The organism is Desmospora profundinema (assembly GCF_031454155.1).
Classification (GTDB): domain Bacteria; phylum Bacillota; class Bacilli; order Thermoactinomycetales; family DSM-45169; genus Desmospora; species Desmospora profundinema.
The window spans coordinates 294046-320747 of the sequence record NZ_JAVDQG010000002.1 but is presented as its reverse complement, the minus strand read 5'-3'; the positions used below and the strand labels follow the sequence as shown (position 1 = coordinate 320747).

Below are 26702 nucleotides of genomic sequence, written 5' to 3'. Positions count from 1 at the left end.
TCCTTCAAGGTGAATCCTCCCTGTCGAAGGCACTCACTTCCCCTTTTCCACCAATAACATACCGCGTCTCAACCGGGTATACTCCCGGTACATGGCCAGTCGCCATGGCAGCAGCATACCGAAGGCAAGGATGAAAAAGACACCGGCAGTCTGTTCCAGGGAGATCAGATGTTCTACATATTCATGAGCCAGCATTCGGATCGCCAAGAGGATGAGTAGAATCCAGACAAACGCTTTGGAACGCTTCAAGTAAATATTCCGCCCCACCACTTCAAACCGCGATGTGTAGATCAGGGGCAAAGAGAAGCAGAATGCTCCCGTCAAAAAAGCGGCGATTCCCCACGAGAGCGGAATTTGGGCGGGTGGGTACAGAAACATGAGGAATCCGGTGCTCATTCCCAGCGGGGGCATAATGATCTTTTTACCATTGGTGGGATGTCGGGCTGCACGCAACCGCACAAATAAAAACAATCCCGCCATCACCAAGGTGCCCCATGTGATCCATTGGGGGTTTAAACCAAAAGGAAATCCCATGTTCCATTCCTCCACAAACCTCGTCTACCTAAGAGTATAGCATGAGGAACGGGAATCATACTGATCAATGGGATTGCGTTCACCAAATGGACGCGGTATGATGGATGGGAAAACGTCGGGGAAGTTTCCCGTCTACATCAGGCGATGATAAAGAAGAGTAGCGCGGACGGGCCGTCCAGAGAGTTGGCGGTGGCTGCGAGCCAACCGGTCTCCCGCGTGAATGGGCTTTGGAGCTGTCCTTCCGAAGGGCACCGCCGTCGGCGGATGCCAAGGAATGGGCCGGTTGGATCGACCGTTATCATGAGAGTGCGCCGTAGTACGGCGAAGCAGGGTGGTACCGCGAGTGAAACTCGTCCCTTTTTGGGACGGGTTTTTTCATTTCTAATCAGACTGGAGTGGATCCTATGACACGTGTGTTTTCCGGCATGCAACCGACAGGTGTACCCCACCTGGGCAACTATTTGGGAGCGATGAAGCAGTTTATTCCGCTGCAGGAGACAGGGGAATCCTTCTACTGTGTGGTCGATCTGCACGCCTTAACCGTTCCCCGCGATCCGGAAGAGCTGCGTCGCCGGACCCGGGAGTTGGCGGGTTTTTATGTGGCGGCGGGGCTTGATCCCGACAAGGCGACGATCTTCATCCAATCCCACAACCCGGACCACGCCGAAGGGGCCTGGTTGTTGCAGTGTGTGGCCCGAATCGGAGAACTGAGCCGAATGACCCAGTTTAAGGACAAAGGGCAGGGCTCGGAGAGCGCCACTGCCGGATTGTTCACCTATCCGGTTTTGCAGGCGGCCGATATCCTGCTCTACCAAACCGATGTGGTGCCGGTGGGAGAAGACCAAAAACAACATTTGGAGCTGACGCGGGATCTGGCGGAACGCTTCAACAAGCAATACGGGGACGTTTTGACCGTGCCTGAGGTGCGGATTCAAAAGGTAACCGCCCGGATCATGGGGCTGGACAACCCGGAGAAGAAAATGAGTAAAAGTGCTGCCAGCGAGGCCAACTATGTCAGCTTGTTGGAAGAGCCGAAATCGATTCTGAAAAAGTTTAAACGGGCGGTGACCGATTCGGAAAACGAGATTCGGTATGATCCCGAGAAGAAACCGGGGGTGAGCAATTTACTCACCATTCACAGCGCGATGACCGGCCATTCCATCGATACACTGGTGGAGAAGTATCAGGGAAAAGGCTACGGTCATTTGAAGGTGGATACCGCCGAAGCGGTAATTGCCGAATTGGAACCGTTGCAGGCGCGTTTTCACAACTTGATGAAATCCGGGGAGATCGACGACATCTTGGCAACAGGAGCCAAGCGCGCTCGTGCCGCCACCGCAGAAACCCTGACCCATATGAAAAAAGCGATGGGATTGTCCCTTCAGGGCGACCATTAAGGATGGTTGGAAAGGTTGCTATCAGTGAACGGGAAATGTTGGGCAAAATAAAAGCGACCCCGATCAGGGTCGTTTTTTTTATGGATCGATTCAGCCGTTCAAGGCGTTGAGTTGTTGTTCCAGGCGGGATTTTTTCCGGGCAGCGGCGTTTTTGTGGATCAGACCTTTCGTTACGCCTTTGTCCAGTTTCCGCTTGGCATCTACCAGCAGGACGGTGGCTTGTTCTTTTTCCTGCTGTTCCACGGCGGTCAAGAACTTCTTGACGGAGGTGCGCATCGCGGATTTTTGGGTCATCCGTTGCTGACGCCGTTTTTCGTTGGTTTTGGTCCGTTTGATCGCGGATTTAATGTTGGGCATTCGATTCACCTCCCGCATCGTTTCTTATCTGATTCAACATACAACACGCTAAATTCTATCACGGGGGTATACAAAAAGCAAGAAGGGAGTTCCCCTTCCTCTGCCGACATTTATCACACCCTTTTTCCGTAAAGAGTCTCCAGTGAAGGAGAGAATAAACTAGGGGGCGCTTTGGAGAGAATGGTAGCAAAGCGTGCAAAGAGGTGGGATGGATGCCCATGGACGAAAGGCAATCAAGCGAAGAACATTTTGTGGACCTGGGACCGTTTCAGGTTCGGACGGATCTGGCCCGGGAAGCTCATGACATGGCCTTGGAAAATCAGGAAGAGGCAGAGAGCGGTATCCCCGGCGTCGAAATGGATGAAACAGAGGAGAACGGAATCATAACCAGCTGGATCCGTATCAAAGATGAGCAGGGCTCCAGGGAACTGGGAAAGGTGCCTGGATTGTACCTTACCTTGGAAGTGCCGGCGTTGCGGAGCCAGGATTCCAAACTTCAGCACCGTGTAGCCGTCCACTTCGCCAGGGAATTTTCCCGCTTCCTGGAAAAAGCGGGTATCGGCCCCGATACCAGTATCTTGGTCGTCGGTCTGGGAAACTGGAACGTCACTGCCGACGCGTTGGGTCCGTTTGTGGTGAAACATACGATGGTTACCCGTCATCTCTTCCAACTGATGCCTGATCGAGTGGAGTCGGGGTATCGTCCGGTGGCCGCCATTTCTCCCGGGGTTTTGGGAATCACTGGGATGGAAACCAGCGAGATTGTGTTTGGGATCGTCGAGAAGACGAAGCCTGATGCCGTCATCGCCGTCGATGCGCTGGCATCACGGGCTTTAAGCCGTGTGAACACCACCATCCAGGTGGCCGATTCCGGTATTCATCCCGGATCGGGCGTGGGCAACAAACGAAAGGCGATCAATCGGGAATCCCTGGGTATTCCCGTAATCGCCATCGGGATTCCCACAGTGGTGGATGCCACTACCATCGCCCATGACACCGTCGATTTTGTATTGGCCCATCTGCAACGGGAGATAAAGCAAAAAAAACCGACCAACCCGCTGGATCCGTTGAACCGGGCCAGTGTGAAGGAGCTGCAATCACAGGAAATTCTACCGGAAGACAGGCAGCGAATGTTGGGGATGGTGGGGGGGTTGGACCCCGAAGAGAAGCGGCAACTAATCCACGAGGTATTGGAACCCCTCGGTCAAAACCTGATCGTGACTCCAAAAGAAGTGGACAGCTTTATCGGGGATATGGGGAAATTGGTGGCCGACGGGCTCAATGTAGCCCTTCATGAGGCGGTCACCCCGGAAAACGTATCCGCTCACGTGAATTAAGTCCCTGGTGCATGCGAGTGCTGAGAACCAATCAGACGGCTTGGTTTTCCTTCTTCGCTCCATGCACTCACAGAGCACAAGTCTCGCCTAGTACTACAGTTGTACTTAAAAAAGCAGGCGCAGATGTGAGAAGGGAGGGTGGTGGGATGGCTGCGATCCTTTGCGCTTTTTGCAAGAGATCGAAGACAGCCCACCAGCCCGACTAACCCACGCTCCTATACACTCTTCGTACAAATGTAACTGTAGTACTAGGGCCTGTCTGGTAAATTCAATTTTTCGCAAGAACAAGAGAGGGTCGGTGTGGCTGGCGGAGAGCCTTTGCGCTTTTTGCAACGAAACGAAGACAGCCATACCGACCCGGGATCCCGCCACGGATTGTTCAGACACGCCCTAGGTCACTTCGTTCCCGGTCTCGCTATGCGTGGCAGAGTCGACACCGTAGGATTAACAATCCTCCCTCCCGCGAAAACACGGTCGATATTGATAGAAGGGGGAATAGATTGATCCGTTGTGAAAGGGGAATAACCCGCAACCGGTATGGCCTCACCCGCTGGATTTCTAGTTGGCGTCACGTTCCACTTTTTCATAGAGTGATGTTCTAGATCGGCTCTTCCTTCCATAACATGAAGTAGACAAGCACATGGGAGGAAGAAGGATGCACAACCGCCACCATCGATTCACCTCGGTTAATATGTCCGGCCCCCGGGTGCGCCAGCTGTTCGTGATTCTCATCCTGGGAACTGCGGTTATCTTTGTCTTGACGGGCCTGTTCGCCATGTCGCAGGCGGAACGAAGCGCCCATGCCACCGATCTGGGCAAGGTGATGTCCCACTTTTCCACTGAAACCCTCCTCTATCTGATGGGGGGAGAACTTCCTTATTTGACGCACATACCGGAAGTGGCGGCCAAAGAGCCCCCGTACTCCCGGATATTTTTCGAATTGGTGACCAGTGTTAACCCGGAAGATCCTCGCAGCTTCCTGGGGAGTGAGCTGCCGGGCTTCGCCCTTTTCGACACGGAGATCGTGGTGGCAGGGGAAGGGGTCGATTACACATCGGTTCCCATTGAATCCCCCCCGCCGCCCGATTTGGAAGAAAAACTGAACGAAGGCTCGCATCCCCCTGGGAAAGAAGAAGAAAAAGCCCCTCCGGCTTCGGCCTCCGACAAGAAAAAAGTGTTCATCTATCATACTCATTTTACGGAATCTTATTTGCCGGAGCTGTCGGGTGAAGATGAACCCAACCGGGCCTATGACACAAAAAAGAACATTACCCGAGTGGGGACGCATCTGGGTAAACAATTGGAAAAGCACGGACTGGGGGCGGATGTATCCACAAAGGGATACAACGCTGAATGGAACCACCTGTACAAGGCTTCAAGGGAAACGGTGGTCCAGGCGATGGAACGCCATGATGACCTGCAGTACATTCTGGATATCCACCGGGATGCCCAGCGGAGAAAGTCAACGACTAAGGAGATCAGAGGCGAACCGTACGCTCAGATCGCTTTTGTCATCGGTACCGGGCACAAAGACTGGGAGAAAAACCAGCGTTTTGCGATGAATCTGCACAAGAAATTGGACGAATTGTATCCAGGTTTATCCAAGGGCGTTTTTCGCAAAACTCCGATGATGGGGAACGGCGAGTACAACCAATCACTGGCTCCTAACAGCGTTTTGGTGGAAATCGGCGGAGTGGACAACACCTTCGAGGAGGCGTATCGATCCGCCGATGCGCTGGCACAGGCTCTAGCGGAAATCCACTTTGACGCGGTTCCGGTGGACGCTCAACCGGACGGAGAGTAGTGTGACCCTTAACTTTCCATAAGGCAGGTGAAGGACATGCGATTCATGGTACAGGTGATGACGCTGATGCTGGTCCTGATGTTTGGCATCTTTCTCGGGATCGACACGGCTGAGCGAAATATCCAGAAGATCCAAGGGAGTGAAGGGGCTCCCCGTGCCGTCCAGATCACACCGGAAAACGGTCGGGTCGAAATCGCTGTCCTGGGCCATGTCTATGAGACGGATGTACCGGAAGAGGCGGTGGAGGAAACGAAAGAAGAAGTGGAGGAGGTTAAGACGGTTGTAAACCAGCAAGGGAGTTGGTTGGCCCAGGCGGGCAACCGCACCGGCCATCATGTCAGAGAAACCGCCCGCAAGGTAGTGACGGCGTTGGCGGATTTGGTGGAGGGGAGCCGATGAAAAAAGACCGCCCTTACTTGGGCGGTCTTTCTTTTCCTCCTCTCAAAACCGTCGTAAACGGATGCGACGGATGGAATGGTCCGCACCTTTTTCCAGGATGAGTCGGGCCCGTTCCCGAGTGGGGGCGATATTTTCCGCCAGATTGCGGGCGTTTATTTCTTTCCAGATCGACAGAGCGGTTTTCTCCGCCTCCTCCACCGACAAGTTGGCGTAACGTCGAAAGTAGGACTCCGGCTGGCGAAAGGCGGTCTTTCGCAACAGCTGAAACCGTTCCACATACCATCGGGTCAAGTCGTCTTCCCTGGCGTCCACATAGAGAGAAAAATCCAGAAAATCCGATACCGTCAACCGGGGGGCTTTCTCATCTGCCTGGGGTGTTTGCAAAATGTTGAGGCCTTCCAGGATCAAGAGATCGGGCTGGCGGATCACCTGTGTCTCTCCTGGCACGATATCGTAGATCAAATGAGAGTAGACGGGAATTTCCACCTGGGGAACCCCCGATTTGATATCAGCTAGAAAACGGATCAACCGCCGAACGTCATAGCTTTCGGGGAACCCTTTCCGCTTCATCAACCCCCGTTTTTCCAACACGGCATTGGGGTGGAGGAATCCGTCAGTAGTAACCAGATCCACCTGGGGACGATGGGGCAGGCGGCTAAGCAGGATCTTCAGAAGCCGGGCCGCCGTGCTTTTACCCGCGGCGACACTGCCGGCAATTCCGATAATAAAGGGGACCTTCGGTGGAATCTTACCCAAAAACAGATGGGTCGTTTTCTGGTCGATATGATTTCTGTCTTCCAGGAGATAGATCAGTTTAGCCAGTGGCAGGTAAACCTCCGATACCTCCGCCAACACGATGGGATCGTTCTTCCCTCGCAACCGTTCCAGTTCGCCTTCGGAAACAGACAGAGGAATTCCTCTTCCTAAGCGGCTCCATTCGATGCGGTCATATGTATGGTAAGGGGAAAATGACGACTCGTTGGACATGGGATCACCTTATTTTTGGGGCTTCATTCCGTATCGGGATCACGTGAGGACCGGGTGGCGCCTGACCGATGATGCAAAAGCGTTTCCCTCCCGTTATGTAGTATACACTTTTCACCCAGGGAACGATGTCTTGAGTGGAGGAGTAAGGAAGGCTCCCAGGGTGATTACTCCATTTTTAATGATTTCAGGCGCTTCATGTCTGCAACAAGTTCTGGTATTCCATTGGGGAATAAATGATCCTCACCATGGAGTATACGACTGGTTGCCTGCGGAAGCTGTTTTTGATAGTACCTTTGGTGGGCAAGCGGTACGATTGTATCGCCTCGGCTGTGGTAGAGGAAGAGGTGCGAGATTGAAGGAAGGCGTAAAACGAAATTTTCACGTAACGTGTACTCATCGTTCTGCCAATCCGGGCCTTTGCCCCAGTATGGCGCGGCAATCATAAACAATCCTGAAATGGTCAGATGCCGAGCTCCGCCTTCGGAAAGAAACTTCAACAGAACGGAACCGCCCAAAGAATGTCCGATGAGAATAACCTCACCGTTTAAGGCGACACATTCTTTTTCAAGCTGTCTTTTCCATCGCTTGTACGTGGGGGTTTCCGGATGGGGCATTTGCGGATGAAACAGATTGTATTCTGCACCGATCGCCTCTTGTAAAGAGGCGGCCAAACCACTGCTTCCTTGAAGACCTTCTTGAGGTCCTGCACTGTGAATGAATAATGCGTTCTTTTTCATACGGATGGGCTCCTTCCATGATAACGTGAGGGGGTGCCTTCATGATTTCTCGATATTGTCCCTCGATGAAGCCATCGAGCGATACGATCAATCGAGGAGGTCACTTTTCTCTGAGCCTGGAGATTTAGGATTTTGAAAGATAAAAAATAAAAGGAGCCGGTAAGCTGGCTCCTTTTATTTATCAACGATCCTGGATCATGACGAGAAATCGAGTGCCCCATCATGTAACGTTGATTTTTTTTCAGAGAAAAGACAATCCCTATTGGCAGCAGGGGCATGAGCCATCCATCAGCTGTCGGTAACATGAGTGGACACGTGCCAGGTTACCCCGAATTTATCGGTCACTTGTCCGTATAACGGGCTCCAGAACGTTTCTTGAAGAGACATGACGACTTGACCGCCTTCTTTTAACCGGTTGAAGACTTGTTTTGACTTTTCTAGATCGCTGATGGTGATGGCGATGGTGACTTGTGATCCGATGGAGTATGTTTGACGCTGTGGGCATGTATCGGAAATCATCAAATCCGTATTCCCGACTTTTAAATGGGCATGTAGAACGCGGTCTTTCGCATCATCCGGAATGCGGAATTCCGGGTTTTCGGGCATTTCTGCGAACGTTTGAACGCTCAGAACCGTTGCATCCAATGCTTGCTCATAAAAACGCACCGCTTTCTGTCCATCGCCATCCAAAACCAAGAAGGGGTTGATTCCTACAATCATTTTCTACACCTCTTTCATGGTATGGGTCTTTTTTGCGCTGCTCATTTGTTTTCCATTTCTTCTTCATTCTAGCAGTTGGCCGATGGTGACATTTCTTATCGATTGCGATGTTGAAGAGTGTGGGCAAGGAAGTGACGCATCAACAGGGGCAAAGAAATGAGAATAGGGGGATCGTCCAGTCGAGGAGGGTGGAGTGTCACCTGCTGATCAGGGACGGGAGAGAAGGGCTTGACGATGATCGGCTTTTTCGATCGGGTCCGTAGGGTGGTGTGTGGAAGCAAAATCTCCTTTGCCTGCATCCCCCAGGAAACCGATGTAGCCATCAGGTAATAGGTGCCCGGTTTCACATCTGCAAAATTAAAATCCCCTAACGAGGATAGAAGCGTACCGTACAGGGGGAGTCCTTCCGGAATCGGTTTGGCGAACAAACCGATAAAAACGACACCTTCAAAAGGAATCTCCGCTTGAACGGTTCCTTTTATTCGGATGGATGGATGAAGAGGAGGATGGGCTGCACCCCAATCCGTAAGTTTCTGCAAGGATTGCAAGCAGCGGTCCGCCTGCATCATCGATTTCCGAAATTGGGACGGTGTCACTCCTACCCGTTGGGTAAAGCGGGTCGTGAAGGTCCCCAGACTCTGCTGTCCGATCTCCAATCCGATATCACGAACGGGTAGGTTTGTATGGATCAATAATTCTTTTGCCTTTTGCAACCGGAGGGAAGAAATATAGTAGTGAGGTGAAAGGCCGATTCTTTCCTTAAAGATACGTGTAAAATGGTACGGGCTGTAGGCAACATGGTCGGCCAACCGGGAAAGCGGGAGCGGCTCCTCGATATGCTGATGAATATAGGTGATCACGGCGTCGATTTCTGAATACCGATCCGTCATTTTTCCCTACACCTGCCTTCTCTGGCCTGTTCTACCCTTAATATAGAACACACGTTCTATTTGTGCCACCGCATATTTACTGAAAAAACATAACGGTATATCGGTTTCCTTTTTTCCTCTTGCACCCATCTGGGGCAATCCCATTTGATGAGGCAAAAAGGTGCTGATATAATAAATAGGATGTAGTTGGCGCGTGTTTTCATCGCAGGAGGGAACAAAAATGGCCCAGAAGCAACGACAGCAAGAACGGATCCGCAATTTTTCAATCATCGCCCATATCGACCACGGTAAGTCCACCTTGGCCGACCGCATTTTGGAGCATACGGGGGCGTTGTCCGATCGAGAAATGCAGGACCAGTTCCTGGACTCCATGGACTTGGAACGGGAACGGGGGATCACCATCAAGCTGCAGTCCGTCCGCTTGCCGTATCAGGCGAAGGACGGAAACGAATATATCCTCAATTTAATCGACACCCCTGGACATGTAGACTTTACCTATGAAGTCTCCCGCAGCTTAGCGGCTTGCGAAGGAGCGCTGCTGGTGGTGGACGCAGCCCAGGGAGTGGAAGCCCAGACGATGGCCAATGTCTATCTGGCCCTGGACAATGATCTGGAAATCCTGCCGGTGATCAATAAGATCGACCTGCCCAGCGCCGAACCGGAACGGGTGCGGGAAGAGATTGAGGAACTGATTGGCCTGGACGCTTCCGAAGCGGTATTGGCTTCGGCAAAAGCGGGTATTGGAATCGAGGAGATCCTGGAGGAGATCGTGGCAAAGGTACCGGCTCCCGAGGGGGATCCGGACGCTCCGTTGAAAGCGCTCATCTACGATTCCCTGTATGACACTTATAAAGGCGTGATCACCTACATCCGGGTGGTGGACGGCACCATTAAAAAAGGGATGAAGGTGCGGATGATGGCGACAGGGAAGGAATTTGAAGTGACGGAAGTCGGGGTGTTCGCCCCCAAACCGATGCTGAAAGACGAGCTGTCTGTCGGCGAGGTGGGTTTTATGGTGGCTTCCATCAAAAACGTGAAGGATACCCGGGTGGGGGATACGATTACGGATGCTTCCAACCCGGCACCTGAACCCCTGCCAGGCTATCGCAAGATCAATCCCATGGTGTTTTGCGGGATGTATCCGGTGGACTCCTCTGATTACGACGATCTTCGGGAGGCTTTGGAGAAGCTGGAGTTAAACGATGCTTCCCTCCGCTACGAGCCGGAAACTTCCGGGGCGCTGGGCTTCGGTTTCCGGTGTGGATTCTTAGGCCTGCTCCATATGGAGATCATCCAGGAACGGATTGAAAGGGAATTTAACATCCCCTTGATCACAACGGCTCCCAGCGTGGTCTATCGGGTATTCAAAACGGACGGGGAACGGCTGGAGATTGAAAACCCGACCCATATGCCGCCCTCCCAGGAGATTGACCATGTGGAGGAACCGTATGTCAAAGCAAGTGTCATGGTACCTAATGATTACGTCGGGGCTGTGATGGAATTGTGCCAGTCCAAACGGGGCGATTATGTCGATATGCAGTACCTGGACGCCAACCGGGTCAACATTATCTATGAGCTGCCGCTGGCGGAGATCGTTTACGACTTTTTCGACCAACTGAAGTCCGGCACCAAAGGGTACGCTTCCTTTGATTATGAGCTGATCGGATACAAAACGTCCAAACTGGTGAAAATGGATATCCTATTGAACGGGGAACCCGTCGATGCACTTTCTTTTATCGTCCACCGGGACAAAGCGTATCATCGCGGTCGACAGTTGGTAGAAAAATTGAAAGAGCTGATTCCGCGCCAGATGTTTGAAGTTCCGGTACAAGCGGCCATCGGAAACAAGGTGGTGGCAAGGGAGACGATCCGTGCCCAACGCAAAAATGTGTTGGCTAAATGCTACGGGGGGGACATCACCCGGAAGCGAAAGTTGTTGGAGAAGCAAAAGGAAGGGAAAAAGCGGATGAAAGCCGTGGGCAATGTGGAAGTGCCCCAGGAGGCGTTCATGGCCGTGTTGCAGATGGATGACTCCAATAAGTAAAGGGGTCCATGAATACGGTTTGAACATCGCTCGCCGCCAGTGGCTTCGCCTCTGGCGTTTTTTCGGGGGAAGGAGGAACGTTGCATGAATCCCCGCTCCGTCTATATCCATATCCCGTTTTGCACGCATAAATGCCATTACTGTGACTTCACCGCCTATGTGGTGGGGGGACAGCCGGTGGATGAATACCTGGAAGCGTTGGAGCGGGAGATGGCCCAAACGGTGGAAGCGGTTCCGCCGGAAACCATTGAGACCATTTTTATCGGCGGCGGCACACCGACGGTGTTAACCCCCCGCCAAATGGAAACATTGCTACAGGCCATCCGGCGCTATTTTCCCCGTTGGTCCCCCGAATTGGAATTCACTGTGGAAGCCAATCCGGGAACGACAGAGTCGGAACTGCTCTCCGTCATGGTTGACGGAGGGGTCAATCGACTCAGTATCGGCGCTCAGACGTTCCGATCGGACTTGTTGGAACGGATCGGCCGTGTTCATTCCGTCGAGGCCATCGTTCGGAGTGTAGAAGAAGCCCGCTCCGCAGGAATTTCCAACGTTTCGCTGGATTTAATGTTCGGTCTGCCGGAGCAGACAGTGGAAGACATGGAGGAAGCGCTGGAGCGGGCTCTGGCTCTGAAACCGGACCACTTTTCCGTTTATAGTCTCAAGGTGGAGGAGGGGACGCTGTTTCATACCCGTCTGTTACAAGGAAAGCTGCCCCTGCCGTCGGAAGACGATGAGTTGGAGATGTACCAACGAACCCGTCGTCGTTTGACGGAAGCGGGCTATCACCAATACGAAGTGTCCAACTTCAGTCGTGCCGGACGAAAGAGCCGTCACAATTCCACCTATTGGCTTAATCTTCCCTACTACGGACTGGGAACCGGCGCCCATGGCTACACCCGGGGACAGCGTCACCAAAACGTAAAAGGGGTGAAAGAATATATTCGAATCACCCGGGATGGTCTCCCTGCAGCGGATGTGCACCCGGTCCATCGGTCGGAAGAGATGGAAAACCAGTTGATCCTCGGTTTGCGTTTGTTGGAAGGGGTGAGCCGCCGGGTGTTTCAAAATCGCTTCGGAACCGAAATCGAAACCGTATTTGCCCATGTGCTTCCGGGTCTTCTCGACAAAGGTTTGATTGTGTGCGAGAAGGACCGCTATCGTCTCACGGAACGGGGTTTGTTGTTCGGAAATGAGGTATTCTCCTCTTTTCTGGGAGAAGCTGCGTAAGGCGAGTCCTGCACTGTCAGAACAATCAGCGTTGACATTGTTCCGGCGGTTTGATACGTTTAATTGGAGGATTTAGCACTCGATTTATGGGAGTGCTAACAAGGAGGTGGGGCCCATGCTGTCACCACGTCAACACCTGATTCTGCGGGCGCTCATCGAGGAGTACATCGAGCAGGCGGAGCCGGTAGGATCCCGGACATTATCCAAACGGGATGACATCGGTTGCAGCGCGGCCACGATCCGAAATGAACTGGCGGATTTGGAGGAAATGGGCTTCCTGGAACAACCGCATACGTCGGCAGGCCGGGTGCCGAGCCATTTTGGCTATCGGTTTTACGTGGACCATCTGATGCAGCCGGGACAGGTGAATCGCTCTGATTTGTTAAGCGTGCGCCGGTTGTTTGCGTCGCAGATGGATGCATTGGAACAAACCATAGAACAGACAGCTGCCATCTTGTCCCGAATGACCAATTACACGTCGATTATTTTGGGTCCGGAGCTGTCCGACAATAAACTGAAACATTTGCAAGTGGTTCCGGTCAATGAACGGATGGCCGTCGCCATCATCGTGACGGATACCGGTCATGTCGACCAACGGCGGATCATCGTCCCCGAAGGGGTCTCTCTGTCATCTATTGAAACGATGGTCAACCTGCTGAATGCCAAACTGACAGGTGTTCCTCTCCATTGTCTGAAACAGACGGTCTACCAGGAATTGTCCGCTGAGTTAAGCCGCCATGTGGAGCAGTATGAATCCATTTTAGCGATGATCGATCAGATGTTGGCGGCTCACTTGGAAGGTCAAGTGTTTACCAGCGGTACCACCAACATGTTGACACAACCGGAGTTCCGGGATGTTGGAAAGGTGAAGGCTCTGATGGACCTTCTGGAAGAGGGCGAAACCTTGGCCAAACTGGTCTCCGGTTTCTCCGGAGGGTTGCAGGTCAAAATCGGAGAGGAAAACCATTTGGAAGCTATGAACAATTGCAGTATTGTGACCGTTTCCTTTTCCATCGAGGGTCGCTCCTTGGGTCGCATCGGGGTCCTGGGTCCGACGCGTATGGATTACAGTAAAGTGGTCAGTTTGTTACAATTGCTGGCGGACGATTTTTCCGAGCATTTGCGTCGCACCTATGGTTGACAAGGTTGTGTCGGCTTAAAGCAGATACGGATGGCGCGGGATTCCCTGATGCCGATGTTACAACTGGAAGCGAGGGAGCATATCCATGGATAGCGGGGATCGACACAAAGTCCCACCCATCAATGACGGACCGAAGACAGGTGCACTTCGGTCCAACGCGGAAGTAGTGCAGCGGATGGCTTCTGCGGTGGCCGGTACTTTAGGTCCAAAAGGGCTGGATACAATGTTGGTGGATGACAGGGGAAACGTCATCGTCACCAATGATGGTGTTACTATTTTAAATATGATGGATGCACAACATCCGGCGGCACGCATGATCGCCAACATCTCCAAAGCTCAGCAGGATGAAGTGGGTGACGGAACCACGACAGCCACTTTGTTGGCCGCTGCTCTGGTTGAAGAAGGGGAGAAGCAGGTCAGCCGGGGTGTCCCAGTGGCAAAGGTCATTGCCGGGATTCGCAAAGGCGTGCGATTCGCTTTGGAGCGGATGCAGGAGATGGCCAATCCAATCTGGGATATGGAAGATGAATGGTTGCAGCGGATCGCTTACACCGCCGGTCGGGAGCAGGAAGATATCACGGAATTGGTGATGGAAGCGGCGGTGATGGTGGGGCGGGAAAAGCTTTTAGAGAAACACTTTAAGCTATCTGAATCGGTTGTGGCCCATCCCCGGGCGGAAAGCAGCATCTTCGCCGGTTTATTGACCCAGCGGGGGCGTGTCAACCGTACCAGGCCGCCAGTGGATGGCCCGGTTCGGGTTTTGGTCGTGGCGGATGATCTAAAGCCCGAACCGGTGGACGAGGAATCCCTAAGAACGGAAGCGGGCTTTACCAAACAGGAAAAACTGAAACAGGAGTTTGAAGCGACGGTCCTCGCTCTGGTGGAACAGGTTGTCGACTTGATTGTGGTGCAGGGGGAGGTGGATCCCCAGGCGGAAGAGCTGTTGACCGACGCCGACCGCATGGTCGTCCAGGGTGTGGATGAACGGGAGATTTTACGGATCGCGGAACACACGGGTGCCCGCCCCATTAAGCGGACCGGTTTGAAAAAGACACCGGAAGAACTAAACGAGGTGCTCGGCCTATGCGAAGAGGCGGAGGATGATCCTATTCTGAAACGGATTCGCATTCTCGGCGGTCAAGGGAAACCGGTTGCCACGATCTTGGTTGCCGCTCCCACGGAAGAACTGGTGGATGAACGGGAGCGGATCACCAAGGATGCAGCCGCTGCTGTGCAAGCGGCGATCCGGGGCGGATTCTTACCCGGCGGCGGTGCAGCTGAACTGGCATTGGCCCGGGAAGTGGAGAAATACCGGGACACCGTTCAAGGGACGGAAGCGTTCGGAGTGGCTGCTTTAGCCGAAGCCCTGCATCGTCCCATGGCTCAGGTCGTGGACAACGCCGGCTTCAACCCGTTGGAAAAGGTGGAAGAGGTAAAAGCACTTCAGTGGAAGCGCCAGTCCGCATCCTTAGGGATCGACTGTGACCGCGGAGCTGTCTGCGATATGGTGGACATGGGGGTTGTGGACCCTCTTCCGGTGAAATACCATGCGCTTCAGGCCGCGAGTGAAGTGAGTACTGCCATTCTTCGGATCCATACAGTGGTTCGGATGAAAAAAGCCGATTGAGGTGAAGGATAACCGATGACTGCGCAAGACCCAAACCAAGGGGACTATCGTCCCCGTACAGCGCGTGAACTGCGTAAGATGAAAGAAGCGGAAGAAAGAAGAAAAGTGGAGGAAGAGGCGGCCAAAGCCCAGGAACAGGGCGAGACGGCTCCTTTACATAGCCAGGAAGAAGTGCCGACTCCCCCTCCCCAGGCTCCTCAGGCGGAGGCACCCGGCTCCGTCCACGCCAATGAGGTGCCTGGCCCGGTCCCGGCAACCGATCCGGAGGAGCTTCGACAATTGCGGGAACAGACAGAAGCGCTGCAAAAAGAAGCGGAAGAGAACCGGCAGTTGACGGAAGAGCTGAAGAAACGGATGGAGGAAGCCCAGGAGCAGGTGCTGCGGGCTCGTGCCGATTTGGAAAATTTCCGTCGACGCAGTCGCAAGGACCGGGAAGAGGCTGTGAAGTATGCAGCTGTACCGATGCTTGAATCATTGCTGCCCGTACTGGACAATTTGGAACGAGCATTGGCAGCCGGCGGATCCAATGGGGACGACAGTCTGCACCAGGGAGTGGAAATGGTGTACCGGCAGTTGATTCAATCCCTGGAAAACCACGGATTATCCGTCATTGAAGCAAAAGGGCTCCCTTTCAACCCCCACGAACACAACGCGGTGATGGAAGTGGAAGCGGAGGGAGTGGAAGCAGGAACAGTCGTCGAAGAGTTGCAAAAGGGATATCGGTACCATGATCGGGTGATCCGGCCTTCCATGGTGAAGGTCAGCTCCTGATTCGTCATCGATTTAGATATGTGAACAGGGGGTACATCAAGGATGGGTAAAGTGATTGGAATTGATTTGGGAACCACCAACTCCTGCGTGGCGTTTATGGAGGGAAGTGAACCGACGGTTATTCCCAATGCAGAAGGAGGCCGGACGACTCCGTCCGTTGTGGGTTTCTCCAAGACCGGTGAACGACTGGTTGGTGATGCCGCCAAACGGCAGGCGATCACCAACCCAGACCGTACGGTGAGCTCCATCAAGCGGCACATAGGGACCGCTTACAAAGAAAGAATCGGGGATAAAGCGTACACCCCTCAAGAAATTTCCGCTATGATCCTGCAAAAATTGAAAGCAGACGCGGAAAGCTATCTGGGCGAGACGGTTTCCCAAGCAGTCATCACCGTGCCTGCCTACTTTAACGACAGCCAGCGTCAGGCTACCAAAGATGCCGGTAAAATCGCTGGATTAGAAGTCCTTCGGATCATCAACGAACCGACGGCTGCCGCTCTTGCGTACGGGATCGACAAGAAAGACCAGGAGCAAACCATTCTCGTATTCGACCTGGGCGGGGGAACCTTCGACGTTTCCATCCTGGAACTGGGAGACGGCTTGTTTGAAGTGAAAGCCACCAGCGGCGACAATAAATTGGGCGGGGACGATTTCGACCAGGTGGTCATTGATTACCTCGTTCAGGAATTTAAAAAAGAACACGGCATCGATATTTCGCACGATAAGATGGCGATGCAGCGTCTGAAGGATGCCGCTGAAAAAGCAAAGAAAGATCTTTCCGGCGTCTTGACCACCGACATCCATCTTCCCTTCTTAACCGCGGATGCCACTGGGCCCAAGAACTTGGAGCTGACCTTGACCCGGGCCAAGTTTGAGGAGCTGACCGCCGAGTTGGTGGAACGGACGATGCGCCCCACACGACGTGCTCTGCAGGATGCCGGCATGCAGGCAGGTGACATTGATCGTGTCATCTTGGTGGGTGGATCCACCCGGATTCCGGCTGTTCAGGAAGCGATCAAGAAACTGACGGGTAAAGATCCAAGCAAAGGTGTCAATCCGGATGAAGTGGTGGCCATGGGTGCGGCCATCCAGGCAGGGGTTCTCTCCGAAGATGTGAAAGATGTGGTCCTTCTCGATGTGACCCCTCTTTCTCTGGGAATTGAAACCCTGGGTGGAGTCTCCACCAAGTTGATTGACCGCAATACCACCATCCCGACTGAGAAGTCCCAGGTATTCTCCACCGCCGCCGACAACCAAACAGCAGTGGACATCCACGTGCTGCAAGGGGAACGGCAAATGGCCGCCGACAACAAGAGCTTGGGGAACTTCCAACTGACGGATATTCCGCCGGCGCCTCGGGGGATTCCTCAGATTGAGGTGACCTTCAAAATCGACCGGAACGGGATCGTCAACGTGTCTGCAAAAGATAAGGCCACCGGTAAAAGCCAGGAGATTACCATTCAATCCTCCAGCGGTCTCTCCGATGATGAGATCGATCAAATGGTTCGGGATGCCGAAACCCATGCGGAAGAGGACAAGAAGAGGAAAGAACAGGTGGAAATCCGCAACAAGGCTGATCAATTGATCTTTACCACCGAAAAAACCCTGAAAGACTTGGGTGACAAAGTGGAAGCAGCCGATAAGGAGAAAGCGGAAAAGGCCAAGGAAGAGCTGAAAAAAGCACTGGAAGGCGACGACATGGAAGCGATCAAGCAAGCTTCCGAAGAGCTGGAAAAAGAAGTGCAACAGCTCTCTGTCAAACTGTATCAACAGGAAGCAGCCCAGACTCAAGGGCAAGCGGAGCGTTCAGGGGCGGATAAAGAGGACGTCGTTGACGCCGACTACGAAGTGGTGGACGAAGACGAGAAAAAAGGGGAGAAATAATGTCTCCCCGGGGTCGAGTCAAAGTCGGGGCTTCGCCTGGCTTTGGCTTTTTCCCGTTTCGGACGGGAACCACGGGAGGCGTTTTTTCATCTTCTGTAATATAAAGGAGGTGATCCGGTGAGCAAGCGAGATTATTACAAGGTATTGGGCGTCAACCGGGATGCCAGTCCGGAAGAGATCCGAAAAGCCTATCGGAAATTAGCGCGCCAGTATCACCCAGATGTCAATAAATCACCGGATGCGGAACAGAAGTTCAAAGAAGCGACAGAAGCGTACGAAGTCCTTCGGGATTCCGGAAAGCGAGCCAATTATGACCGATTTGGCACGGCAGATCCCGGAGCCGCCGGTGCCGGCTTTGATGGGGCGACCGGTGGCGCTGATTTCGGATTTAATGATATCTTTGATATGTTTTTCGGGGGCAGACGAGCCAACCCCAATGCTCCGCGCCAGGGAGCCGACTTGGAGTACCGTCTGACGGTCAGCTTTAAAGATGCCGTTTTCGGCAAAGATATGGAACTGACCATTCCCCGTACGGAGACTTGTAGCACCTGTCATGGCAATGGTGCCAAACCGGGTACCCATCCGGAAACGTGTTCGGAATGTCGGGGAACCGGTCAATCCGAGAGCATTCAATCGACCCCCTTCGGCCGGATTGTCAATAAGCGGATCTGTCAGCAATGCGGGGGCACAGGCAACATCATTCGGGAGAAGTGCGGCGATTGCAAGGGCAGCGGTAAAGTGAAAAAACGCAAGAAAATACAAGTCAACATTCCGCCGGGGATCGATGAAGGAAAACAGCTGCGCATTGCCGGCGAAGGGGAACCCGGTGTCAATGGCGGTCCTCCTGGGGACTTGTACATCCTGATCCAGATCAAACGCCATGATTTCTTCAAGCGATCCGGAGATGACATTACGTGTGAACTTCCCATCACCTTTGTCCAGGCCGGATTGGGAGATGAAGTGGTGGTTCCCACTTTGGATGGAAAAAAAGCCAAAATGAAGATTCCCGCCGGGACCCAGACCGGGGCGGAGTTCCGTCTCCGGGGCAAGGGAGTCCCCCGCTTGTACGGCAATGGACAGGGGGATCAGCGGGTCAAGGTGAAGGTGGTCACCCCCACGAACATGACTGAAGAGCAAAAGCAGACTCTGCGTGAATTCGGTCAGTTAAGCGGGGACTACATCTCCGAACAGAACAACAGTTTTTTTGATAAGATGAAACGGGCTTTCACCAGTGATTGATCATTAAAAACGGGGACAGAGAGACCTGCGAAAGAGTGACCGAGGCGAGACTTGTGCTGTGAAGTGCTTGGTTCGCCCGTTTTTTTGTGTAAAGGAAGTGGCGTTGTGGATTGGATCGAGGTGCGCGTTCATGTGGGAGCCGACGCGGAAGAAGCGGTATGTCACCTCCTGGAAACGCATGGTGCCGAGGGATGTGCCATCTATGATTCGGCCCTGTTACACAGGGAATGGAATACTCCTTTTGGCGAGTGGTATACTCTTTCGTCAGAGGATTACCCTGAAGAAGGGGTGTGGATTACCGCCTACTTCCCGGAATCCGTGTATCAGGATGAATGGGCGAAAAGGTTGGAACAACAAATCCGCGATTTGGCCCGTTTCGGCCTCAATCCGCTACCGGGGCGGGTGGTAACCCGCCGATTGGCGGAGGAATCCTGGGCGGAAGCGTGGAAAGCTTACTACAAGCCGACCCGTATTACTTCCCGGTTGACTGTAAAACCCCGGTGGGAGACGTATCATCCGGAATCTCCCGATGAAGCGGTGATTGAGCTGGATCCCGGGATGGCTTTCGGAACGGGAACGCATCCCACCACCATCCTTAGCATGAAGTTGATGGAACGTTGGATGAAACCTGGATGGCGAGTGGTGGATGTGGGCTGTGGCAGTGGCATCTTGTCCATCGCCGCCGCCAAGTTGGGAGCTTCATCGGTAACCGCTTTGGATTTGGATCCGGTGGCAGTGGAAAAAGCGCGTGAAAATATCGCCATCAACGAAGTCGACGATCAGATCACCGTTCAAAAGAGCGATCTTCTTCAGGGCTATCACGGTCGTGCTCATTTGATCGTGGCCAACATCTTGGCGGAAATCATCGTGCCGTTGATTCCCGATTTAACGCGGGTGATGGAGCGTGAGGGCATCTTCCTCGCTTCCGGGATCATTAAGCAAAAAGAGGAAACGGTGACAGATGGTTTGTCCGAACAGGGATTCCACGTGATGGAAATGATTCGCGAGGGTGACTGGGTGGCTCTGGCCGCCCGAACATGATAGGATGGTAGGAGTGAACCATGCAACGTTATTTTGTCAACCCCCGACAATGGGATGGAGATCAAATCCTGGTCGAGGGAGACGATGTTCATCATATGACTCGCGTGATGCGGATGCGCCCCGGGGATCGGGTCGTCTGCTGTGACGGAGAAGGGACGGATCTCCTGGCCGTATTGGAAGATGTAAAGGGAGATCGGGTCCTTTTGCGCGTCTTGGAACGGACTCCGTCCAGGGGGGAGCCGGCGGTGGCGGTAACCGTGGCCCAGGCGTTGCCCAAGGGCGACAAATGGGAGTGGGTCCTGCAAAAGGGAACGGAGTTGGGCGCCGCCTCCTTTTTGCCCGTCTTATCGGACCGTTCCGTGGTGAAACTGGACGGGAAAAAAGCGGACAAGAAGCGGGAGCGGTGGCAAAAAATCATCAAAGAGGCGGCGGAACAATCGCACCGTGGCTGTGTTCCCCCCGTTCAACCAGTGGTGGATTGGGATGGGTTGATGCAGGCTTTTTCCGTCTGCGATCGGGTGATATTCGCCTATGAAAAAGGAGGCGTACCCCTGAACCAAGCGTTGGCGGATGGCCCGTTCCAGAGCTTGATGATCGTGGTGGGGCCCGAAGGCGGGTTTACATCGGAAGAAGCGGAACAGGCACGGACGGCTGGCGCTCTCCCTGTTTCGTTGGGACCACGGATTCTTCGGTCCGAAACGGCTCCGTTGGCGTTGTTGTCTTGTATTCTATATTCACATGGAGAGATGGGAGGTGAGCCACTGTGAGCACGGTGGCATTCCATACATTGGGATGTAAAGTGAACGCTTATGAAACAGAAGCGATCTGGCAACTGTTTCAACGGCATGGTTACGATAAAGTGGAATTTGACCAGCAGGCGGATGTCTATGTCATCAATACATGCACCGTGACCAACACCGGGGATCGAAAGAGCCGCCAGATGATCCGACGGGCGGTTCGCCAAAACCCGGAAGCGGTGGTGGCGGTGACCGGCTGTTACGCCCAAACGTCTCCGGGAGAGATTCTTGAAATCCCTGGTGTGGATGTAGTAGTAGGGACCCAGGGTCGGGAGAAACTGCTGGATTACATTGAGGAGCACCGGCAGACCCGTCAACCGGTCAACGCGGTCCGAAACATTATGAAAGCACGAGAGTTTGAGGAGTTGGATGTTCCCACCTTCTCTGAGCGCACACGGGCTTCCCTGAAGATCCAGGAAGGGTGCAACAACTTCTGCACCTTCTGCATCATTCCCTGGGCACGAGGACTGTTGCGAAGCCGAAAACCCGAGAGCGTTTTGAAGCAGGCTCGGCAGCTGGTTGCTGCCGGTTATAAAGAAATCGTGCTGACGGGGATTCACACCGGCGGTTATGGTGAGGACATGGACGATTACAAATTGGCCGATCTGTTGTGGGATCTGGACCGGGTGGAAGGGCTGAAACGGATTCGGATCAGCTCCATTGAGGCCAGCCAGATCGATGAGCGGGTGATCGAGGTTCTCAACCGCTCCGACAAGATGTGCCGTCACTTGCACATTCCTCTGCAAGCGGGTGACGACGCCGTTCTAAAACGGATGCGTCGCCGTTACACGGTGGACGAATACCGTCGCAAGGTGGAACACCTTCACGAAGCCATGCCTCAAGTGGCCATCACCACGGACGTAATCGTGGGCTTTCCCGGGGAAACCGATGAGCGGTTTGAGAACGGCTTTCGACTGATCGAGGAGCTTCAATTCTCTGAGCTTCATGTCTTCCCTTACTCCAAGCGGACTGGAACCCCCGCGGCGCGCATGGAGGATCAGGTGGATCCCGATGTGAAACAGGAACGGGTGCAGCGTCTAATCCAACTGTCCAACCGTTTGTCCCGGAACTATGCGTCTCAATTTAAAGGAGACGTCTTGGAAGTGATCCCGGAAGGTCCCTATAAAGAAGAGCCGGATAGCGGGTTGTTTATGGGGTATTCCGATAACTACCTGCAAGTCGTCTTTCCCGGCAACGAAAATCTGATTGGAAAGGTATGCCGGGTTCGTTTGGATGAACCGGGATCCGATATCAACCGTGGCACCTTTGTTCGTGTTGTGGACGAAGTTCCCCGTCCCTCCAAGGCGGTATGAATCCATTCGGGTCTGTTCGGCTTCTGAAAAAGCCGACCCCAACCCCGCGCTTGATTGGCGCGGGGTTTTTTCACGGTTTTCCTGGACGAATCTTTGTTCTATACTGTTTGTTGCGGCATCTTTTTTCTTTTTTCGATTCATCCGCGCGGACGCTGGAAAAAAGGGGGAACCACGATGAGTCATCATGATGATTGGGAATCCGCGTTGGACAAGATTGATTGGAACGACGTATTGCGGGACGTCGACAAAAAGTTGTTGGAAAACCTGGCGGCGGAACTCCGCTTTAAAAGCTACAACGTGCTGGAACATGCTTCTCAACCCCTGGGAGATGGTTATTACATCACCCATTTGTCGGAAGGGACCTGGGCGTTTTGGAATAATTCGCGGTATGTAGAAGAGGATGTTCAATTCTTTGATACCAGTCAACAGTTTCTGCACTTTGCCCTGGAACGTTTCTCCATCCAGGGAGAAGAAGTGGAATCGCTGGTAGAATTGTTGGCACAAGCCCGGCAGATGAAGCAATGTTTTCATTGTGGATTCCACTTTGATCCGGAAGATCCCGCCCGGAAAGAGCTCGGAATCGATGGGATTTACCTGGATGAAGAAGAACAGCACGCAGAATGTTGCAGCCCCCAATGTGCAGTGGAAGCGATGGTACAGGAGTGGAAAGAAGGCTAATGGTGTAAAGCGAGACCCGGGAACGAAGTGATCGAGGCGAGACCTGTACTTTAGGTCCTGTCTGGTTATTCAATCTTCCGTAAGTTTAAGGGAGGGTTGGTATGGCTGGCGAAGAGCCTTTGCGCTTTTTGCAACGAAACGAAGACAGCCATACCGACCCGGGATCTCGCGCCACGGATTGTTCAGACATGCCCTAGTGCATACGCGAGACCCGGGAACAAAGTGACCGAGGCGAGACTTGTGCCGGTGAGTACATACCCTCAGCCCCCGTTCTGGAAAATGGCCGCTGTGTGAAGCGGTATCGGGACCATTGGACCGGGATGTTTTGCAGCTATCGGGGAAGACTGGGAGCGCGAAGGGGTGGTTATAGATGGGGAAGTGGGATCTACTCAAGCTCACCTCTTTCTCTTTAAGGAAGCCGTTGATTTCGACCAGATCTGGATCCAAAAGAAGGGAAGATCCATCTGACCCTCCTTGTTGATTCCCGGCGGACTTTTCTCGCCGGTATCCTTGTCCTGTGATACAATCGATCAGGATGTACGAAGGGATCATCTCGGGAGAGAAAGGATGGGAAAGCGGTGAAAGAAGTATCCGCGGGAGGTGTCGTCTGTCTTCGGGACCAAGGGGAATGGCGCATCCTTCTTATTGAAGACCGGTATTCCCGTTGGACATTGCCCAAAGGGAAACAGGAACCGGGGGAGACGATTGAGGAAACAGCCCTCCGTGAAATCGAAGAGGAAACGGGAGTGAAAGGGCGGATCATCGCTCCTCTGGACCGAATTGGTTACACATACTTTCATCCCAACCACGGGCAAGTCCAAAAAGAGGTTCATTACTTCCTGGTGGCGGCCGAACGTGGTGCGGTTCAAGCTCAGCTCTCGGAAATTACCCAGGTGGCTTGGTTTACTCCATGGGAAGCTTGGGCCAAGCAACGGGAGGAAGGGTATGACAACAATGATCGTGTCTTGTTCCAGGCCCTGCTTCGACTGGATGCAGTCTGGTTCAGGAGTGAGAAAGGAGAATCCGCTTTGAATACTCGGGAATTGGCATCTTTGATTGACCATACCTTGTTGAAACCGGAGGCGACCGCCGATCAAATCGATCGGTTGTGTGAGGAAGCGGCGGAGCATCACTTTGCCTCTGTGTGCGTTAACCCCTACTGGGTGGCCCGGTCTGCGGAAAAGCTGAAGGGAACCGATGTCAAGGTCTGCACGGTGGTGGGCTTCCCCTTGGGTGCTTCCCATTCCGTAGTAAAGGCGGCGGAAACCAAGCAGGCCATCCGTGACGGGGCGGGGGAAATCGATATGGTGATGAATATCGGTGCTCTGAAATCCGGAGATACGGACACGGTCCGACAGGACATCGCTGCTGTCGTAAAAGCGGCCGACGGGGTTTTGGTCAAAGTAATCCTGGAGACGGGCCTCTTGTCCGAAGACGAGATTCGCACGGCATCGGAGCAAGCCAAGGAAGCGGGCGCCCACTTTGTCAAAACTTCCACCGGATTCGGTTATGGGGGTGCCACCGTGGAAGCAGTCGCCCTGATGAGGCAAACCGTCGGACCAAAGATGGGGGTGAAAGCCTCCGGAGGCGTTCGCGACCGACAGACGGCGAAAGCGATGGTGCAGGCCGGCGCCACCCGCATTGGGGCCAGTGCCAGTGTAGCCATCGTGACTGGTGGCACGGGGAGCAGTGAGTATTAAGATAAAGGGATGGAGACCAATTCAGGGATTTGATCCGATGGATTGGTCTTTTTTTTTTAGAAGACCTCCTTTTATGTGAAATTAAGAGGAGATCTCCGGCAATAACCGATCCACAAATGCGGCAAACGCTCCGGCGAAAGGGAGAAGGAGGAGGGAGCAGATTACATTGTACAGCGTTTGGATATGAGCCACCTGAGCGGCGGGGTGACTGGACAACAGCGGAGCCAAGTAGGCCATCCAGCCAATCAGGGGGGCGAATAACAGAATGCCGCCGATATTGAGGATCAAGTTTGCCAGTGCCACTTTTTTGGCTCCCCGGTTGGTTCCGATGGAAGCCAGGAAACCGGTGATGCAGGTGCCGGCGTTGCTTCCTAAGATAATGGCGATCGCAAAGGGCAAGTTGATGAGTCCTGTGGCGAAAAAGCCCATGGTCATGGCGATGACGGCGCTGCTGCTTTGAACGACGGCCGTTACGAGTATGCCGGCCAGGATCGCTAACCACAGACGCTCATCGGCGATATCCATCATCCATCCAAACCAACCCCGGTTCTTCAAAGGTTCCGCAATCCACTGCATCGCTTCCATCCCCAAAAAAATACAGCCAAACCCACCCAACACCAAACCAGTCGTCTGTGTCCCTTTCCAGGGGATTAAATAACAGATTGCGCCCGACAGCATGAATGGTATGGCAAAATCCTCCACTTTTAGAGCTAAGATCTCGGTGGTGACCGTGGTTCCGATGTTGGTGCCCAAAATGATACCCACTGTCTGTGCAAAGCTGATCATGCCGGCATTGACAAAACCGATCGTCAAAACGGTGACCGCGCTGCTGCTCTGGAACAGAGCAGTCGCAATGGTCCCCGTCACTAGCCCGCGGGCAGGCGTTTTCGTAAATCGAAGCAACAGGGACCTCAACTTCTCCTTGGCGGCTTGTTCCAATCCGATTCGTAACAGTTGCATTCCGAAGAAAAAGATAGCCAGTCCCGTTGCAAAAGGGATGACGATTTCTTTCATGTGCACTCCTCCACCCCTTGCCCTATCAGCACAAGTTTTGCCTCGGTCCCTTGTTGTGGGGCTTTTGTTCATATATATGGGACAGAGGGGACAGGCATGACCAGACGCAAAAAAGACCGCCTATTACGAGGCGGTGGTTCTGTTTGATAAATAAAAGCAGGGCGTGGGGAGAGGGGCATCAGAAGAGACGGGTGTCATATTTATTTCATCTCTGGGGGATATAGGGAGGGGGATCCAATTCCTGTTGTGGATGAAAAGGGCCGGAATGTTTGTGGGGGGATTCGGGAGCTGGTTTTTCCGGTGCAGGACGCGGCGAACCGAACACTGCCCAGGGAGGCGGGGGGGCGGGCTGTTCTTGATCCGGGGGTCTCTCCCATGCCTCTCTAAAATCGGGCCGATCCGGCACCGCGGCATTTTCCTCTTCTTCTGATTGGGCTAATTCTTCCCGTACGATTTGTCGAATCAATCGACGAAGCGCAGCCATGCTCTGTTTCGACTTGGTCAAGGAGGTCACTCCTTTTTGTTGTCAGGTGTGGGCGTAATCCATGATATGCGTCTGGAACACAGAGGTGAGAAAGCGGATTGCTTCGCTTCATCTTCCCCTTCTGATATAATGAGGACGAACATAGGGCCGGTCGGGCAAGGTGCCTGCTCGTTATCAGTGGGAAAGGGGGAGAGTCCATGGCAGAGTGTATTTTTTGCGACATCGTTGCAGGGAACATCCCGTCGGAAAAAGTGTATGAGGATGATGAAGTGCTCGCTTTCAACGACATTCACGCACAGGCGCCGACACATGTATTGGTCATTCCCAAAAAGCATATCGCTTCCGCCAGGGAATTGGGCGAAAAGGACGCCGCCTTGCTCGGAAAGATTTTTGCTGCAATCAATCGGATCGCACAAGAAAAAGGCTTGATGGAAAAAGGGTTTCGAATCGTTAACAACTGTGGGAAAGACGGCGGACAAACGGTTCACCACATCCACTTCCATCTTCTCGGAGGGCGTCATCTCACATGGCCGCCGGGTTAATGGGACTTTCGTTTTGACACTTCCTTTTTTCTTAT

General features: G+C 53.3%; 25 protein-coding genes, 1 pseudogene and 1 other annotated feature. Of the genes and pseudogenes, 18 read left to right on the top strand and 8 right to left on the bottom strand.

Features of this window, described 5'->3' with window-relative positions:
* Window positions 1-33: 33 nt before the first annotated feature.
* Entirely contained in the window at window positions 34-534 is a 501-nt protein-coding gene (locus JOE21_RS05225) for a CcdC family protein (RefSeq protein WP_309863267.1), read from the bottom strand.
* A gap of 135 nt (window positions 535-669) precedes the next feature.
* Window positions 670-895 (top strand) — a binding site (T-box leader).
* Between the two features lie 43 nt (window positions 896-938).
* Between JOE21_RS05225 and trpS the strand changes: the two genes are divergently transcribed.
* A complete protein-coding gene (gene trpS / locus JOE21_RS05220) occupies window positions 939-1931 on the top strand; it encodes a tryptophan--tRNA ligase (RefSeq protein WP_309863265.1) in 993 nt (330 codons plus the stop codon).
* Between the two features lie 90 nt (window positions 1932-2021).
* Here the strand turns inward: trpS and rpsT are convergent, their stop codons facing one another.
* Complete coding sequence (gene rpsT, locus JOE21_RS05215; protein ID WP_309863262.1) at window positions 2022-2288, bottom strand: 30S ribosomal protein S20; 267 nt, start codon at window positions 2286-2288, stop codon at window positions 2022-2024.
* A 218-nt stretch (window positions 2289-2506) separates the two neighbouring features.
* Here rpsT and gpr point away from each other — a divergent pair, with 218 nt between their 5' ends.
* From gpr to JOE21_RS05200, 3 genes are all read left to right on the top strand, one after another.
* Window positions 2507-3625, top strand: a complete 1119-nt coding sequence (gene gpr, locus JOE21_RS05210; protein WP_309863818.1) for a GPR endopeptidase — start codon at window positions 2507-2509, stop codon at window positions 3623-3625.
* Window positions 3626-4280: 655 nt separating this feature from the next.
* The gene (spoIIP, locus tag JOE21_RS05205; RefSeq protein ID WP_309863259.1) at window positions 4281-5429 is read left to right on the top strand and encodes a stage II sporulation protein P; all 1149 of its coding nucleotides are present in this window, start codon (window positions 4281-4283) and stop codon (window positions 5427-5429) included.
* Between the two features lie 36 nt (window positions 5430-5465).
* Complete coding sequence (locus JOE21_RS05200; RefSeq protein WP_309863256.1) at window positions 5466-5828, top strand: DUF3679 domain-containing protein; 363 nt, start codon at window positions 5466-5468, stop codon at window positions 5826-5828.
* Between the two features lie 42 nt (window positions 5829-5870).
* Here the strand turns inward: JOE21_RS05200 and coaA are convergent, their stop codons facing one another.
* The 4 genes from coaA to JOE21_RS05180 form a co-directional block, all read right to left on the bottom strand.
* On the bottom strand, window positions 5871-6815 hold the full coding sequence (gene coaA, locus JOE21_RS05195; protein WP_309863254.1) for a type I pantothenate kinase: 945 nt from the start codon (window positions 6813-6815) through the stop codon (window positions 5871-5873).
* Window positions 6816-6979: 164 nt separating this feature from the next.
* Complete coding sequence (locus tag JOE21_RS05190) at window positions 6980-7552, bottom strand: alpha/beta hydrolase (protein WP_309863251.1); 573 nt, start codon at window positions 7550-7552, stop codon at window positions 6980-6982.
* Between the two features lie 288 nt (window positions 7553-7840).
* The gene (locus JOE21_RS05185) at window positions 7841-8272 is read right to left on the bottom strand and encodes a VOC family protein (RefSeq protein ID WP_309863248.1); all 432 of its coding nucleotides are present in this window, start codon (window positions 8270-8272) and stop codon (window positions 7841-7843) included.
* A 95-nt stretch (window positions 8273-8367) separates the two neighbouring features.
* Window positions 8368-9162, bottom strand: a complete 795-nt coding sequence (locus tag JOE21_RS05180) for a helix-turn-helix domain-containing protein (protein WP_309863246.1) — start codon at window positions 9160-9162, stop codon at window positions 8368-8370.
* A 220-nt stretch (window positions 9163-9382) separates the two neighbouring features.
* On the opposite strand from JOE21_RS05180, the gene lepA reads away from it, so the two are divergent.
* The 13 genes and pseudogenes from lepA (at window position 9383) to deoC (ending at window position 24627) form a co-directional block, all read left to right on the top strand.
* On the top strand, window positions 9383-11206 hold the full coding sequence (gene lepA / locus JOE21_RS05175) for a translation elongation factor 4 (RefSeq protein WP_309863243.1): 1824 nt from the start codon (window positions 9383-9385) through the stop codon (window positions 11204-11206).
* A gap of 84 nt (window positions 11207-11290) precedes the next feature.
* A complete protein-coding gene (gene hemW / locus JOE21_RS05170; RefSeq protein ID WP_309863241.1) occupies window positions 11291-12436 on the top strand; it encodes a radical SAM family heme chaperone HemW in 1146 nt (381 codons plus the stop codon).
* A 115-nt stretch (window positions 12437-12551) separates the two neighbouring features.
* Entirely contained in the window at window positions 12552-13577 is a 1026-nt protein-coding gene (gene hrcA, locus JOE21_RS05165) for a heat-inducible transcriptional repressor HrcA (RefSeq protein ID WP_309863238.1), read from the top strand.
* An 85-nt stretch (window positions 13578-13662) separates the two neighbouring features.
* Window positions 13663-15204 carry a TCP-1/cpn60 chaperonin family protein gene (locus JOE21_RS05160; RefSeq protein WP_309863236.1) on the top strand — a complete coding sequence of 514 codons (1542 nt, stop codon included), beginning with the start codon at window positions 13663-13665 and terminating at the stop codon, window positions 15202-15204.
* A 15-nt stretch (window positions 15205-15219) separates the two neighbouring features.
* A complete protein-coding gene (gene grpE, locus JOE21_RS05155; protein ID WP_309863234.1) occupies window positions 15220-15975 on the top strand; it encodes a nucleotide exchange factor GrpE in 756 nt (251 codons plus the stop codon).
* Window positions 15976-16017: 42 nt separating this feature from the next.
* Complete coding sequence (gene dnaK, locus JOE21_RS05150; RefSeq protein WP_309863233.1) at window positions 16018-17859, top strand: molecular chaperone DnaK; 1842 nt, start codon at window positions 16018-16020, stop codon at window positions 17857-17859.
* 117 nt (window positions 17860-17976) lie between these two features.
* Window positions 17977-19098 carry a molecular chaperone DnaJ gene (dnaJ, locus tag JOE21_RS05145; RefSeq protein ID WP_309863230.1) on the top strand — a complete coding sequence of 374 codons (1122 nt, stop codon included), beginning with the start codon at window positions 17977-17979 and terminating at the stop codon, window positions 19096-19098.
* Between the two features lie 105 nt (window positions 19099-19203).
* On the top strand, window positions 19204-20139 hold the full coding sequence (gene prmA / locus JOE21_RS05140; protein ID WP_309863228.1) for a 50S ribosomal protein L11 methyltransferase: 936 nt from the start codon (window positions 19204-19206) through the stop codon (window positions 20137-20139).
* Between the two features lie 20 nt (window positions 20140-20159).
* The gene (locus JOE21_RS05135; protein WP_309863225.1) at window positions 20160-20906 is read left to right on the top strand and encodes a 16S rRNA (uracil(1498)-N(3))-methyltransferase; all 747 of its coding nucleotides are present in this window, start codon (window positions 20160-20162) and stop codon (window positions 20904-20906) included.
* On the top strand, window positions 20903-22249 hold the full coding sequence (gene mtaB / locus JOE21_RS05130; protein WP_309863223.1) for a tRNA (N(6)-L-threonylcarbamoyladenosine(37)-C(2))-methylthiotransferase MtaB: 1347 nt from the start codon (window positions 20903-20905) through the stop codon (window positions 22247-22249). The genes JOE21_RS05135 and mtaB overlap by 4 nt, the downstream gene beginning before the upstream one ends.
* A 174-nt stretch (window positions 22250-22423) precedes the next feature.
* Entirely contained in the window at window positions 22424-22927 is a 504-nt protein-coding gene (locus JOE21_RS05125) for a hypothetical protein (RefSeq protein ID WP_309863221.1), read from the top strand.
* A gap of 578 nt (window positions 22928-23505) precedes the next feature.
* Window positions 23506-23859: pseudogene (locus JOE21_RS05120) on the top strand (NUDIX hydrolase); the annotation flags it as partial.
* A 96-nt stretch (window positions 23860-23955) separates the two neighbouring features.
* A complete protein-coding gene (gene deoC, locus JOE21_RS05115; protein ID WP_309863816.1) occupies window positions 23956-24627 on the top strand; it encodes a deoxyribose-phosphate aldolase in 672 nt (223 codons plus the stop codon).
* Between the two features lie 81 nt (window positions 24628-24708).
* On the opposite strand, the gene JOE21_RS05110 is transcribed toward deoC, so the two are convergent.
* Together JOE21_RS05110 and JOE21_RS05105 are read right to left on the bottom strand one after the other, a co-directional pair.
* On the bottom strand, window positions 24709-25641 hold the full coding sequence (locus JOE21_RS05110; RefSeq protein ID WP_309863218.1) for a Na/Pi cotransporter family protein: 933 nt from the start codon (window positions 25639-25641) through the stop codon (window positions 24709-24711).
* A gap of 205 nt (window positions 25642-25846) precedes the next feature.
* A complete protein-coding gene (locus JOE21_RS05105; RefSeq protein ID WP_309863215.1) occupies window positions 25847-26146 on the bottom strand; it encodes a hypothetical protein in 300 nt (99 codons plus the stop codon).
* Between the two features lie 176 nt (window positions 26147-26322).
* Here JOE21_RS05105 and JOE21_RS05100 point away from each other — a divergent pair, with 176 nt between their 5' ends.
* A complete protein-coding gene (locus JOE21_RS05100) occupies window positions 26323-26667 on the top strand; it encodes a histidine triad nucleotide-binding protein (RefSeq protein WP_309863212.1) in 345 nt (114 codons plus the stop codon).
* Window positions 26668-26702: the final 35 nt, after the last annotated feature.